Source organism: Clostridia bacterium (assembly GCA_035561135.1).
Lineage (GTDB): Bacteria > Acidobacteriota > Terriglobia > Terriglobales > Acidobacteriaceae > DATMYA01.
This window is the reverse complement of sequence record DATMYA010000014.1, coordinates 55,897-69,667: the sequence shown is the minus strand read 5'-3', so window position 1 is coordinate 69,667 and position 13,771 is coordinate 55,897. Positions and strand designations below refer to the sequence as shown.

11 protein-coding genes are annotated in these 13,771 nt (G+C 58.5%); 9 read left to right on the top strand and 2 right to left on the bottom strand.

The genetic code is table 11. The features are described 5' to 3' along the window. The first annotated feature begins 15 nt into the window (after positions 1-15). The 7 genes from hppD (at position 16) to VN622_04025 (ending at position 7,812) form a co-directional block, all read left to right on the top strand. Positions 16-1,101 (top strand): 4-hydroxyphenylpyruvate dioxygenase, encoded by a 1,086-nt coding sequence (gene hppD, locus VN622_04055; GenBank protein HWR35031.1) that lies wholly within the window; start codon positions 16-18, stop codon positions 1,099-1,101. Positions 1,102-1,216: 115 nt separating this feature from the next. Next, positions 1,217-2,530, top strand: a complete 1,314-nt coding sequence (hmgA, locus tag VN622_04050) for a homogentisate 1,2-dioxygenase (GenBank protein HWR35030.1) — start codon at positions 1,217-1,219, stop codon at positions 2,528-2,530. 53 nt (positions 2,531-2,583) lie between these two features. Continuing rightward, positions 2,584-3,453: a hypothetical protein gene (locus tag VN622_04045; GenBank protein ID HWR35029.1), complete on the top strand. Its 870-nt coding sequence runs from the start codon at positions 2,584-2,586 to the stop codon at positions 3,451-3,453. Further along, positions 3,450-4,769: a fumarylacetoacetase gene (gene fahA, locus VN622_04040; protein HWR35028.1), complete on the top strand. Its 1,320-nt coding sequence runs from the start codon at positions 3,450-3,452 to the stop codon at positions 4,767-4,769. The genes VN622_04045 and fahA overlap by 4 nt, the downstream gene beginning before the upstream one ends. Positions 4,770-4,999: 230 nt before the next feature. Then, entirely contained in the window at positions 5,000-5,938 is a 939-nt protein-coding gene (locus VN622_04035; protein ID HWR35027.1) for an ABC transporter ATP-binding protein, read from the top strand. Beyond that, a complete protein-coding gene (locus tag VN622_04030; protein ID HWR35026.1) occupies positions 5,938-7,041 on the top strand; it encodes an ABC transporter permease in 1,104 nt (367 codons plus the stop codon). The genes VN622_04035 and VN622_04030 overlap by 1 nt, the downstream gene beginning before the upstream one ends. A gap of 33 nt (positions 7,042-7,074) precedes the next feature. Beyond that, positions 7,075-7,812 carry a hypothetical protein gene (locus VN622_04025; protein HWR35025.1) on the top strand — a complete coding sequence of 246 codons (738 nt, stop codon included), beginning with the start codon at positions 7,075-7,077 and terminating at the stop codon, positions 7,810-7,812. 76 nt (positions 7,813-7,888) lie between these two features. On the opposite strand, the gene VN622_04020 is transcribed toward VN622_04025, so the two are convergent. Together VN622_04020 and VN622_04015 are read right to left on the bottom strand one after the other, a co-directional pair. After that, positions 7,889-8,209: a hypothetical protein gene (locus VN622_04020; protein HWR35024.1), complete on the bottom strand. Its 321-nt coding sequence runs from the start codon at positions 8,207-8,209 to the stop codon at positions 7,889-7,891. Positions 8,210-8,288: 79 nt separating this feature from the next. Beyond that, positions 8,289-10,112, bottom strand: coding sequence for a mechanosensitive ion channel domain-containing protein (locus VN622_04015; protein ID HWR35023.1), 1,824 nt, complete (start codon positions 10,110-10,112; stop codon positions 8,289-8,291). Between the two features lie 260 nt (positions 10,113-10,372). On the opposite strand from VN622_04015, the gene gatE reads away from it, so the two are divergent. Beyond that, the gene (gene gatE, locus VN622_04010; protein ID HWR35022.1) at positions 10,373-12,292 is read left to right on the top strand and encodes a Glu-tRNA(Gln) amidotransferase subunit GatE; all 1,920 of its coding nucleotides are present in this window, start codon (positions 10,373-10,375) and stop codon (positions 12,290-12,292) included. Then, a complete protein-coding gene (gene gatD / locus VN622_04005) occupies positions 12,289-13,713 on the top strand; it encodes a Glu-tRNA(Gln) amidotransferase subunit GatD (GenBank protein HWR35021.1) in 1,425 nt (474 codons plus the stop codon). Before gatE ends, gatD begins: the two co-directional genes overlap by 4 nt. The last annotated feature ends 58 nt before the right edge of the window (positions 13,714-13,771 follow it).

Here is a 13,771-nt window from a genome sequence, read left to right as displayed (position 1 = left end):
ATGGAGTGAGGAATGATGGACAACCATCTGAAATTGAAGAAGGTCCACCATCTTGAGTTCTGGGTGGGCAACGCCAAGCAGGCGGAGTACTACTACCGCAAGGGATTCGGATTCTCTCAAGTTGCGTATCGTGGTCTGGAGACGGGCGATCGCGAAGAAACCTCGTACGTCCTGCGGCAGCACAAGACCAACTTCGTCCTGACCACGCCCTTGAAGCCCGATCATCCGGCTATGCAGCACATCTGCAAACACGGCGATGGCGTTCGGGATATCGCCCTGCAGGTGGAGGATGCCGACTTCGCCTTCGAAGAGGCTATACGTCGTGGCGCGACGCCTGTCATGCAACCGCATGAGCTGAAGGACGAGAACGGAACCGTGCGCCGCGCGGCCATTCAAACCTACGGTGACACTATTCACTCGCTCATTTCCTACAAGGATTACAGCGGGGCGTTCCTGCCCGGGTACAAGGAGTCGCGCGTTCCGGGCGAGGACGTTGGCATTCTCCGTATAGACCATATCGTCGGCAACGTCGAACTCGGAAAGATGAACTACTGGGCCGATTTCTACAAAGACGTTTTCGGATTCCACCGCTACATCAGCTTCGACGACAAGGACATCGCGACGGACTACTCGGCGCTCATGAGCATCGTCATGTCAGACGATTCGTACTCCGTGAAGTTTCCCATCAATGAGCCAGCGCCAGGGCGTCGCAAGAGTCAGATTGACGAGTATCTCGAGGCCTACTATGGCCCCGGGGTGCAGCACATCGCGCTGCTCACAACGGACGTACTTGAGACCGTCGCCAACCTGCAGGCTAATGGCGTCGAATTTCTGCGCGTGCCAGATGCATACTATGACACGCTTCCCAGCCGCGTCGGCGAGATCAGCGAGTCCATCGATGCCATTCGGCAACTCGGAATTCTCGTCGATCGCGATGAAGAGGGTTATCTTCTCCAAATTTTCTCGAAGCCGGTCGAAGACCGTCCAACTGTTTTCGTTGAGGTCATTCAGCGGAAGGGAAGTCGTGGTTTCGGCAAAGGCAACTTCAAGGCCCTGTTTGAAGCGATCGAACTCGAGCAGGCACGTCGCGGCAATCTGTAGATAGCTGTTCTCGTTTGAGAGCGCCCCCTTTTGTTCTCAGCGCCACGCTGTTCGGCCATGTTCCCTGGGGCGGTCGCGCGAAGTTCACTGTCGTCAGCGAAAACAGAGAGCGCTCATGTCAAAAGCAGAAGCAGATGGAGTGCAGTACCTCAGCGGTTTCGGAAATGAATTCGCCACCGAGGCCTTAGCGGGCGCACTGCCCGTCGGCCAGAACTCGCCACAGCAGGCGCCATTCGGTTTGTACGTCGAGCAACTCAGCGGGACGCCGTTCACTGCGCCGCGCGTAAGCAATCGGCGCACCTGGCTGTACCGCATACGTCCTTCGGTGATGCATCCGCCCTATCAACCCATACAGAGCCGACTGCTGCGCAGCACACCCTTCGATGAAGCGGTCACTTCGCCCAATCAGTTGCGGTGGAATCCCCTGCCCATTCCGCAGGAAGCTACCGATTTCGTTGATGGCCTTACGACCGTTGCCGGAAACGGAGACTTGTCGGCTCACTCCGGCGTCGCGATCCATATATATGTAGCGAACCGCTCTATGACCGACCGTTTTTTCTATGATGCAGATGGAGAGCTGCTTATTGTTCCCCAGCTTGGTCAGCTCGTAATCCATAGCGAAATGGGAAAGATCGCCGTGTCGCCGGGCGAGATTTGCGTCGTCCAGCGTGGCATTAAGTTTCGCGTGGAACTCATTGATTCGGAAGCTCGGGGCTATGTCTGCGAAAACTACGGCGCACTTCTTCGTCTTCCTGACATGGGGCCTATTGGCGCGAACGGACTGGCGAATCCGCGCGACTTCCAGACGCCGGTCGCAGCCTATGAAGACCGCGAGGGCGACTTCCGAGTGGTTGCCAAATTCATGGGGCGGCTCTGGGAGGCGCGCTTCGACCATTCGCCGCTGGACGTCGTCGCCTGGCATGGCAACTACGCGCCCTACAAGTACGATCTCGCAAAGTTCAATTGCATCAACACCGTAAGCTTCGACCACCCCGATCCATCCATTTACACCGTGCTCACCTCGCCCTCGGAAATCCCCGGTACCGCAAACGTGGATTTCGTCGTCTTTCCGCCGCGATGGATCGTGGCCGAACACACGTTCCGCCCGCCATGGTTCCATCGCAACTTCATGAATGAATTTATGGGGCTCATCAGGGGCGAGTACGACGCAAAGGCCGAAGGTTTCGTACCCGGTGGTTGCAGCCTGCACAACTGCATGAGCGGACATGGGCCGGATGCGGCGAGCTACGAGAAGGCATCAACTGCCGATTTGAAACCACAGTATCTGGGCGACACACTGGCTTTCATGTTTGAGACGCGATTCGTTTGCCGTCCGACGCAGTTCGCGCTCGACACGGCTGAACTCCAGCACGAGTACTACACTTGCTGGCAGGAATTAAAGAAGAACTTCAATCCGAGTTCGCGATAAGCGGACCCGCCAAAAGGAACGGTTTGAGGACGCAACCATCAGAAGGTCGAGTCGTGCGTTCGGTGCAAGCGCTAGTCGCTGGGCTTATCGACTACGCAGGACTATTTCCACCGGCTGGTCTGGACATGTCTGCCGCTGTGGATAACTACGCACGTTACTTCGACGGTGACCTCGCCTGGGCGCTAGGCCGTTTCGTCGTGCCCACGGCCAGGTTGCGAGAGTTTGAGGAGGCGTTCGCTCCCGTCTCCCTCGCTCATCCATGGAGTCTGAGCGCACTCGCCGGACCAGAGCTTGTTGCCGATCTCGCTGAGATTTCCTGGTTCAACCAGCGCAACGACGGTCGAGCCCTTATCGACTCCATCGAGACAAAGGCCTCGACAGCCGATGAGATCAGTCGTACGCGAGAGCTCGTGGACCGCGCATATGAGTGGTTCGTCGAGGTTCCTATCGGCGACCCTGCGCTGCTCGATTCTGTCGCGCTCGCCGATGCGCGCGCCAAGGTGCGCATGGGCGGATTATCCGCAGACATGTTCCCATCGCCGGAGAAAGTCGCAGCGTTCCTTTTGGGATGCGCACAGCATAATGTCGCCTTCAAAGCCACCGCAGGTCTCCACCATCCCGTGCGTTGCCATAAGGCGTTTACGTACGAAAGGAGCAGTCCATCCGGCAACATGCATGGATTCTTTAATGTATTGCTTGCAGCTGCTTTGGCCAGACGTGGCGCCACAGTCGAGCTACTAACGCGCATCCTTCAGGAGACAGACTCCTCAGCGTTTACATTCAGCGACGCTGGCGTAAACTGGCGCGGCGAGCATATGACCACCAGTGAACTGAGTGACATGCGTTCGCAAGCAGCACTCTCCTTTGGCTCATGTTCTTTTGACGAGCCGATCGAAGATCTTCGCAATTTGAAAGTCTTATGATTTACGACATTAACGAGACGCACGATCCCTATATTCAATCCTGGGTCGAGTCGGCGAACATATCTGGCACGGATTTCCCTTTGCAGAATCTTCCGTTCGGAGTCTTCCTGTCAGGCAATAGTAAAGGAAGGCCGCGAGTAGGCGTTGCCATCGGCAACCAGGTGCTGGATATGTCCGCCGCCGAGATCGAAGGCTTGTTTCTGGGCGAAGCGAGCACCGCAGCAGGAGCATGTGCGAGCGAAACGTTGAACGACCTGATGGCGCTGGGCCGACGGCATTGGTCTGCCCTCCGCCGGCGTCTCCATCAACTCCTCAGGGCAGACGCTCCCGCCGGCGACAGGCAGCGAGTGCAGCGCCATCTCGTTCCCATGCACGAGGTCGAGATGCTCGTGCCCGCACGCATCGGCGACTACACAGATTTCTACGCCTCCGTTTACCACGCAACGAACGTTGGGACGATGTTCCGGCCCGACAATCCACTGTTGCCCAACTACAAGTATGTGCCGATCGGCTATCACGGGCGCGCCTCGTCCATCGTCGTGAGTGGCACTCCGGTTCGCCGTCCTAAAGGACAGACACGCGACGACGCCGCTAAGCCTCCGGTCTTTGGGCCAAGCAAACGACTGGACTACGAGGCAGAAATCGGCGCGTTCGTCGGTCCCGCGAACGACCTGGGCGACCCCGTCCCGCTTGGTGCCGCGGAGTCCCATCTCTTTGGCCTCTGTGTCGTCAACGACTGGTCCGCACGTGACATTCAGACGTGGGAGTACCAACCGCTCGGTCCGTTCCTGGCGAAGAACTTCGCTACAACAACCTCGCCATGGGTCGTCACCATGGAAGCGCTCGCGCCTTTTCGAACCAGTGCCTTCCGCCGCTTCGATGGCGATCCTGCGCCGCTGCCCTATCTCGCCAATGACGACGACCAGCGCAACGGTGGAGTCGATCTGTTTTTGGAGGTTTACCTCAGCTCAGAGCAGATGCGCGAGCGCGACTTCGAGCCCATGCGCCTCAGCCGAGGCAATTTCCGCGATATGTACTGGACGCTCGCGCAGATGCTCGCGCATCACACGAGCACCGGGTGCAACCTGCGTCCCGGCGATCTGTTGGCAAGCGGCACCGTGAGTGGAAACACAAGCGGATCACGTGGATGCCTGCTGGAATTGACATGGCGCGGCAGTGAGGCTTTGCAGTTGCCCACGGGCGAAACTCGCCAATTCTTGAAAGACGGCGATGAGGTCACGATGCACGCATACTGCGAGCGCGAAGGCTGCACGCGAATCGGCTTCGGCGAGTGCACAGGCGTTATCATCGGATGAGAAGTGCTGAGCGGAGCACGGCTTTGCAGATGCGAGAATAAAGCCGGCGTTCAGTCAGTGCGACTTACGGCACGCCTAAAGGCGTGCCCCTTCAAGGAATCTGGCTTTCGGCGCCTGTTTAGCCGTGCATTAACGGAGCAGGCAAATTGTTTGCCCCGCGTTATGCACACGGGGGGCCGTTGGTAGGCGTCGGGGTGCTTTGCAATTTAGGCTGAGGTACTCTGCAACACATGGGCGACAGTTCCGAAATCGCGATTTCGTGCCGTGGATTGCGCAAGACCTATGAGGGCAAGGTCGAAGCCGTCCGCGGCCTTGACCTGGAGATCGCGCGTGGAGAGTGTTTCGGCCTGCTCGGGCCAAACGGCGCAGGCAAAACAACTACCATCGAAATACTTGAAGGGTTGCTTAAACCTACCGCCGGTGAAGTGCGCATCTTTGGACTGACATGGCGCGAGCACGAACGGCAGTTGCGCGAGATGCTTGGCATTTCACTGCAGGAAACCAGGCTCGCCGAAAAACTCACGGTCCGGGAAACCATCGATCTTTTTGCGAGCTTCTACCGCGAGCCGCGCTCGTCGCAACAGGTGCTCGAACAACTCTCGCTAACCGAGAAGGCGGATAGCTGGGTGGGCAAGCTCTCGGGCGGTCAACGCCAACGGCTCGCGGTCGCGACTGCGCTCGTCGGCAATCCTCGTATCCTCTTTCTTGACGAGCCCACGACAGGGCTGGATCCACAGAGCAGACATCAGCTGTGGGAAATTGTACGCACCTTCCAGCAGCGCGGCGGGACCGTACTGCTGACTACGCACTACATGGATGAAGCCGAGCGCCTGTGCGACCGCATCGCCGTGGTCGATCACGGCAACATCATCGCCTTAGGTGCGCCGCAGGACCTGATTGCACGGCTCAGCGGACACCACGTCATCGAGGTGGCGGCGGCGGGCGACGGTGTTGCTCCGGAGTTCTGGCGAAAGTTGCCGGGCGTAAACGACGCGCACGAAGAGGACGGACGCATGTTCCTGAATGTCCGAGAACCCCACGAGACCATTCCTGCGCTGCTCGCCGCCGTTCAGTCGCATGGCTGGAAGCTTGAGCACCTCACGACCAGGCAAGCAAGCCTGGAGGACGTGTTCGTTAACCTCACGGGACGACATTTGCGGGAAGCGTGATGCCGATAGCGACGACTGAACACAAGAAAATCGAAGAGACCACTTACCCTGTGCGGCGCAACGGGCGCTTCTCCGGCTTCAACCATCTGCTGGTTGCGCGCATGAAGGAGCTGAAGCGCGAACCGGAAGTGATCTTCTGGGTCTTCGTTTTTCCTCTGCTACTTGCTTTTGGTCTGGGGGTCGCGTTCCGCAACAAGCCCGCCGACGTTCCTGCAGTCGCCATCGTCAATGGCGCGACATCGCAGCACGCGGTAGAGCTTATCCAGCGGTCGGGCACGCCGATTCATGCGGACGTGCTGAACGAGTCCGAGGCGCGAAAGCGCTTCCGGCTTGGCAAGTACGCACTCGTCATCACGGCAAATGCGGACGGAAGCTTCCAGTATCTTTACGATCCCGGTCGTCCGGAGAGCGTGTTGGCGCGGGTGCAGGTGGAAAATGCCATACAGAGCGGCGCGGGACGCGCCAACCCCTTGCGAACTATCGCTACCGAGAGCAGCGAGCCCGGAGCGAGATATATTGACTTCCTGATTCCGGGCCTGCTCGGCATGAATCTCATGAATTCCGGCATGTGGGGCATCGGTTTCGCCTTGGTCGAGATGCGCCAGCGCAAGCTGCTAAAGCGTTATCTTGCCACGCCAATGCGGCGCAGCGACTTCCTGCTCGCGCTGACCAGCAGTCGCCTTGTCCTCATGCTTGTCGAAGTGGGCTTGCTGCTAGGCTTCGGCATCCTGTTCTTCCAAATGCGCATGCTTGGGTCGCTGCTGAGCGTACTCGTTCTCGGCACCATCGGCGCGCTCTCATTCGCCGGACTCGGGTTGCTCACCGCGAGCCGCGCACAGAAGATCGAGAGCGTCAGCGGATTGATCAACCTTGTCATGATGCCGATGTGGATATTCTCCGGCGTGTTCTTTTCTTACGAGCGTTTCCCGGCGGCTGCGCAGCCATTCATCAAGGCCCTGCCTCTCACGGCCGCCAATGATGCCTTGCGCGCGATCATTTTGGAAGGCGCGCCTTTGCTTTCACAGAGCAGGGAACTGCTGGTGCTCCTACTCTGGGGCGGAATATCCTTCTTCCTGGCCTTGCGCTGGTTCCGCTGGACATAGTCGTAAACTGTTTGCGAGTTGCGGAGACTGAAGATGAAACGAGCGGTTGCGATCGCGCTGACACTGCTGCTTTGCTGCGGCGTCGTGCTCGCGAGCGATAAGGACAAGAAGAGGAAAGATAAACCCGGCAACTCGATCGACGAGGTTCTCGGCGACTGGGAAGGCAGCATGAAGCTGCACGGCGAACGCATGAAAGTCGTGCTGCACATTGTCCGAGACAAGGACTCCGTGCGCGTCACCGTCGACAGTCCTGACCAGAGCCAGTATGGCGTGGAAGGAATGCGTTTCGCTTACTACAACGCAAGGCTGCGCTTCGACATGCCCAAGCTCGGCGCCATCTATGAGGGCCGCATCCCCTGGGGGCCGACCCGTATGGAAGGCATCTTCTCCCAGGGCTCAGACAGCGCATCGCTGACGCTATTCAAACTCGGCAGCCCGGCAGATGCGGGCGCTTCGCCCGATGTGCCTGTTGTGACCGGCGAGTTCCTGGGCGACTGGGAAGGCCTGCTCGACATTGGCCAGCGCAAACTACGCTTCGTCCTGCACGTGCGTCGCGGGGCAGGTGGTACGCGCGCGACGGCCGACAGTCCCGATCAGGACACGTTCGGCATTGCCGTCCCAGAGCTGTCCAATACCGAGAAGGCCTTTCGCTTCTCAATCCCGGAGATCAACGCGAAGTTCGAAGGCACGATTGATGGTTTCGCAAGCACCATCAGAGGAACTTTCACACAGAATGGCAAGCCAACTCCGCTGATGCTGAGCAAGCAGTAGCAAGTGTGGCGCGTGGACTCAGCAAGGACCCTGCAGAGCAGCGCGTGGCTCGCTGCGTTTGCGTTTGCGTAAGCGCCTACTTCCGAACCCTGTCCGAAAAATCCCGATATACCATAACGACCGGCGGTTTCGACAGTAGACCGCGCCACTCCTTCAAGTACTCGATCATCGCCTGGTCGGACTCGACTCGCTGTTGATCCCGCTCATACGTCTCGTGATCGTCATACTCGATCTCTTCTATAAGACGATTCGGATTTGATTGATCCGCAAGGAGGCGGACTAATATTCCGCCCGGTTGCTCGTAGAACGGAACTGCGCGCCGAAGAAACTTGATGAACTCCTGGCGTTTCTCGCCGGTGACTTCGACACAGAGGTGGAGAATGACCTTTCCGCCCATGTAAATCGCTCCTAAGTCGTTAGGTGGTACGTGATACACACGGAGAGGCACACTGCCGCAATCGCCGTACAATCCCTCGCTAGTCGATTTGCTTTCCATCGGATTGAGCCACGAGAGAGTCGGTAGCGGAACTCCTCTTGTGGAGCAAGTCAACGATGGATTGGTAGAGTCGCGCCCGCGTTTCGTGGCGTTCGTGTGCGCGGGTAATGTAGCGCACGTTCAGGTTGATGCCCTGGGTTGTTGGGCGAACATTGACGGCGGGTGCGGCCGAGAACGATTGCTTGCCATACTCTTTTCCAGCGCGCTTCCACTCGTGCTCCGCGATTTTCGCGCTGGCTTCCGTCTGCTGAATGGCAAGTTGCAGGATCGCATCGGTGACTGTATGTGGATCCTGACCATCGGGAATGAGAACCTCCAGGTTGTCCCAGAGCCACTGGCCTGTCGTCGAGAAGTTGAAGTAATGTCCCTCGATTGCGAAGCTGTTTACAAACGTGACCCTGCGTCCTGTTGGATAGCCTGAGTCGGCCCAATTGCCGGTTTCTAGAAGAACGGTGCGCAACAGTCCTATCTCGACGACCTCGCCGCTGATGCCATTGATTTCCACCCAGTCGCCGACACGAATACCGTGCTTGCCCATCAGAATGAACCATCCGAAGAACGCGACGATAAAGTCCTTGAGCGCGACGGTGAGTCCGGCGCCTGCGAAGGCGATGATGGTGGATAGCTGGCTAGGCGAGCCAAGGACGATCAACAAGACCAATAGCACTCCGGTGGCCTGCACAACAAACCGGCCCAACAGTCGCATGGTCGCCAGTCGCCGCCGATCGACAGCAATCCTGGCACTGAGCTTCCCCACAACGCCGTTACCGGCGACGACGAACGCTACGATGAAGAGGATTGCAAGCAGGCACTGCAATAAGGCGTGCAGGCAGGCGCGCATGCGTACTCGGATGAGGCTGGCCCAGTCGCCGTAGATCTGCGCCAGCTGCTGCTGATCCTGGATACGTTCGTCATACTCTGTCAGTGTCTTGCGATCTTCGGCCAGGTGCTCAAGAGCGCTGGCAGCGGCAACTTTCTGGCTAACCGCGACTGCGCCCATCGCAGGTTGAGCCGTGGTCGTGGAGAGCTGCTGGATGTGCTTCTCCAGCTCGCCCTGCTTCGAGACGAGTAGCGTGGAGGCGTTCGTGACTTGCCCCTGGGCTTCTCTCAGTCGCTGCCGCTTTTCGCGTAACTCTTGCCAGAGGCGCACCTGCGCCGCGACGTTTCGGGGAATCTGGAACGGTTCGGCCTTGCCCAGAGAGATGAGCGTCTGGCCCTGGTCATTGTGCTGTGCTGCTTCGTGCTGTTTAAAGAGTCTCTGGATGCGTGTTTCGGGATCGCCGCCGGCGCGGAGTAGATCGAACTTCGTGTTCTCGAGTTCACGTTCATGCAGTACGAGTTCTGCCTGCGCAAGATGCAGGTCATCCTGCAGACTTTCCAGTTTCGAACTCTTGCTGACGGCGATAGCAGACACGAGCTTGGCAACCAGCTCTTGATCGTTCCTGATTCGTACTTCAAATTCCCTGAGGCGAGCATGGAGCGCCGTTGTTTCGGGAGTCTCGGCCGGCGGATGTTGCCTGGCATCGCGCAATGCCGAGGCAAAGGCGAGATCGACTTCGTGGTCGGCGAGCCGAATCGCATCGCGCTCGAAACGGAGCTCTTCTCTGGAAGTCGCCAGCTTCTCCAGTTGCTGGGCCGATTGCAGCACTTGTTGATCGACAACGCGCCGAGGAGTTCCCGAGCGCCTGCGCTGCGAGGGATTGGCTGCTTCTTCGGGTGTGGCCGAAAACCAGATGCCCACCGAGACGACGGCGGCGAGCAGTACCAGGATCGAAAGAACAAAGTTTTGACGACTTTTTGCCATGGTGAAAATCAGCTGAGACCCTCGTACTATAAGCTGTCACGCCCCTGGTTTGCTCCGGAAAGCGCCGGAAAATGAAAATATTCGTTCCTGAAAGCTGGCGGACGGTTTCAGTGGCGAGCAGGAATGTAGCATAGGCTCTGACGCTCTGGGGCAGTGAAGAAGTATTATGAAGTGAAGGTTGCCCCTGAAGTGTGTTGCAGGTCACAGACGTTCTGTCTGGGGCCTTCGTTTAATGTCTTGGAGTCTTTAAAGGACCATAGATGCTCGAGAGAGTGGATTACGAATCGGTCGGGCTGATTTCCGGCCTCGAAGTGCACCAGCAGCTATTGACGCGCGAGAAGTTGTTCTGCCGCTGTCCCGCCGGATTGTACGTGGACAAGCACGATGGGGAAGTCCTGCGCCATATGCGTCCCACGCTGAGCGAACTTGGCGAGTATGACGGCACGGCGCTGATGGAGTTCAAGACAAAGAAAGAGATCGTCTACCTGCTGAACCAGCTCAACGTATGCACCTACGAGATGGACGACACGCCGCCTTTCCTGGTGAACCAGGAAGCTATCGATGTCGCCATCGAGTTGTGCCTGTCGATGAACATGGACGTGATCGACGAAGTCCACATCGCGCGCAAGCAATATCTCGACGGAAGTATTCCGACAGGATTCCAGCGCACGGCGATCATCGGCGTAAACGGTTGGATTCCGTTCAAGGGGCGGAAGCTGACGGTCACCCATGTTTCGCTGGAAGAGGACTCGTGCCGCGAAGTCAGCGACAAGGGACATCGCATCGTCTTCCGTACCGACCGGCTGGGAATGCCGCTTACGGAAACGGTGACAGGAGCCGAGTTGCGCACACCGGAAGAAGTGCGCGACGCGATCCGGCTGTGCTCGCTTGTTTCGCGTTCGACGGGGCGCGTGCGAACCGGCATCGGCGCCGGGCGTCAGGATGTAAATGTCAGCGTGCGCGGCGGCAGCCGAGTGGAAATCAAGGGCGTCGCCCGCGCAGGTTATGCGGTGAAGCTCGTTCACAACGAAGGCGTGCGGCAGGTGAACCTGCTGAAGATTCGCGATGAGCTACATGCGCGCGGTATCAAGACGCCGGATGACGTCCAAGTCAATCCGATGGATGTTACGGACGTCTTCAGCGATGTTGATCTTGGCTTTATTCGGCGGGCCATCGACAAGGGCGGACGCGTGATGGGCGTTCGCGTTGCGGGCGTGCGTGGCATCGCCCAACACATGACGCAGCCGAACACGATGTTCCTGGATGAATTGGCGGGACGCATCCGCGTGATCGCATGTCTCGATGAGATGCCGATCGTGATCGGTGGCGGCAACCTGCCGCAGTTCCCGAACGGTCGCCGAACCGACGACCGGTTGCGCAAGCGTCTTCAAGTCGGCGCTCATGACGATTACTTCCTGGTCTGGGGCCCGGAAGAGGACTGCCGGACTGCTATCCAGGAAATCAAGCTGCGCTTTGGCGACGCTACGCAGGGCGTTCCGAAAGAGACACGCCAGTCGCTGCCGGGCGGGTTCACGACGTTCGAGCGCATTCTTCCCGGACCGGACCGCATGTATCCAGACACGGACTCACCGCCGACGACGATTACGGGCGCGCGCGTGGAAGAGTTGCGGCGCAGGCTGCGTCCGAAACCTTGGGAGCGGATCGACCGCTACTCGGCTTGGCGGGTTCCGCAGGAGACGACGGAGTACCTGATTCGTCGCGGCGGGGCCGAAGTGGTGGACGCTGTGGTGGAGAAGACCGGAGTCGACGGACTGGTTGCGGCAATCGAAATTGGCCAGAGAGGGAAGGCGTTACGCCGCGCAGGCGTTCCGGTGCAGAAGTTAGGGACACACGAGTGGGTCGAAATCTTCGACCTGTACACCGATGGCAGGATACCGCGAGAGGCAATCAGGAACGTGGCGGCGAAGATGGCGCTGGAACCCGGGCTGGACGCATCACGAGCCTGCGAGGCAGCGGGCATAAATCTGCGCGGTGAGGACGAATGGACGAAGATGCTGGAGCCGCTGACGATGGAAGGGTTCACGGCGAACGGCGATGACTCGGCTGCGAAGCGCTTGCGTTTCCTGGCCGGGCGCGCGATGCGTATGGTCAACGGAAAAGCGCCAGCAAAGGATGTGGCACAGTTCCTTCGCCAGCAGGTTGAGGAGGTGATGCTGTGAGTATTCCTCTGAATGAACGCACAGATCGCTTCCAGGGTTATCGCGGAGCGGCAAAGCTGCTGCTGGAGAAATTCGAAATTGGAGTGTGGAGCGAAGTCGATGTGAAGAACGACGCAGGATCGGATTTCCGCGGAGTAATTCTGCCCCGCAGCGAAACCTGCGACGACAAGCACATCGTCATCAAGCTCTTCACCGGGTACAACGTTGGTCTGGCTGTGAACCGCATTACGGAAGCGCGGGAGATTGGCTACAAGAAGGCGACTTACAAGATTCCAGAGAAGGCCTTCCCCTATGACGCGCGAAAAAAGAACGTGGTGCTTCTCGGTACCGGCGGAACCATCGCGAGCCGGTTGGACTACCGGACGGGTGCGGTGATTCCGGCATTCACGCCGGGCGAGTTGTACGGCGCGGTTCCTGAACTGGCGGACATTGCAAACCTGACGACGAAGAAGTTGTTCGGCGTCTTCAGCGAGAACATGGGCCCAGAGCAGTACATTCCCCTGGCCAAGGCCATCGGTGAGGAGATCGTGAACGGCGCGGATGGAATCGTCGTGGGCCACGGCACGGACACAATGGCGCACACGGGAGCAATCCTGAGCTTCATGGTGCAGAACTCGCCGGTGCCGATCGTAATCGTCGGCAGCCAACGCAGCTCGGATAGACCATCGAGCGATGCGGCGCTGAACTTGATGAACGCTGTCCGTACGGCAGCCGAGTGCGAAATCGCGGAAGTGATGTTGTGCATGTTCGGACCGACGTCCGACAACTATGACCTGCTGCATCGTGGAACACGCTGCCGCAAAATGCACTCCAGCTATCGCTCAACGTTTCGGACGGTTGGCGACACTCCGCTTGCCATGGTACACACGGCGAAGAACGAAGAAGGCGAGTACTTCAAGTACATCACGCAGGATTTCCTGCGCCGCGACAAGACTCGCGTGCCGATCATCAATCCGGTCTTCGAAGACAAGGTGACGATCCAGTACTACTATCCCAACTTCAATCCCGACATCATCGAGGGACTGACGGATCTGGGGTATCGAGGACTTGTAATCGCAGGCACGGGACTTGGCCACATCAACAAGCCCCTTTACCCGGCGGTCCGCCGAGCGATTGAGCGGGGAATGACGGTGGTGATGACCGTGCAGACCTTGTGGGGATTCGCGCAGATGTATGTGTATGACACCGGCCGCGATCTGCTCGACCTTGGCATTATTCCCATGGACAACATGCTTCCGGAAACGGCTTACATGAAGCTGGGCTGGGTGCTGGGGCAGACGGACGATAAAAAGCGTATTCGGGAGTTGATGCTCACGCCGGTGAATCATGAAATCACGTCGCGTGAGCCCCATAACGGCTACCTGATCTTGCAGGGTGGGTTGCCGGAAGTGGAAGCATTCACGCGTAAGCATTGGAAGTAGAGCGGATGGTCCCAGTTCGAACGTTCGAATTGCTGAAATCGTGAGCGCGGACTCCTGA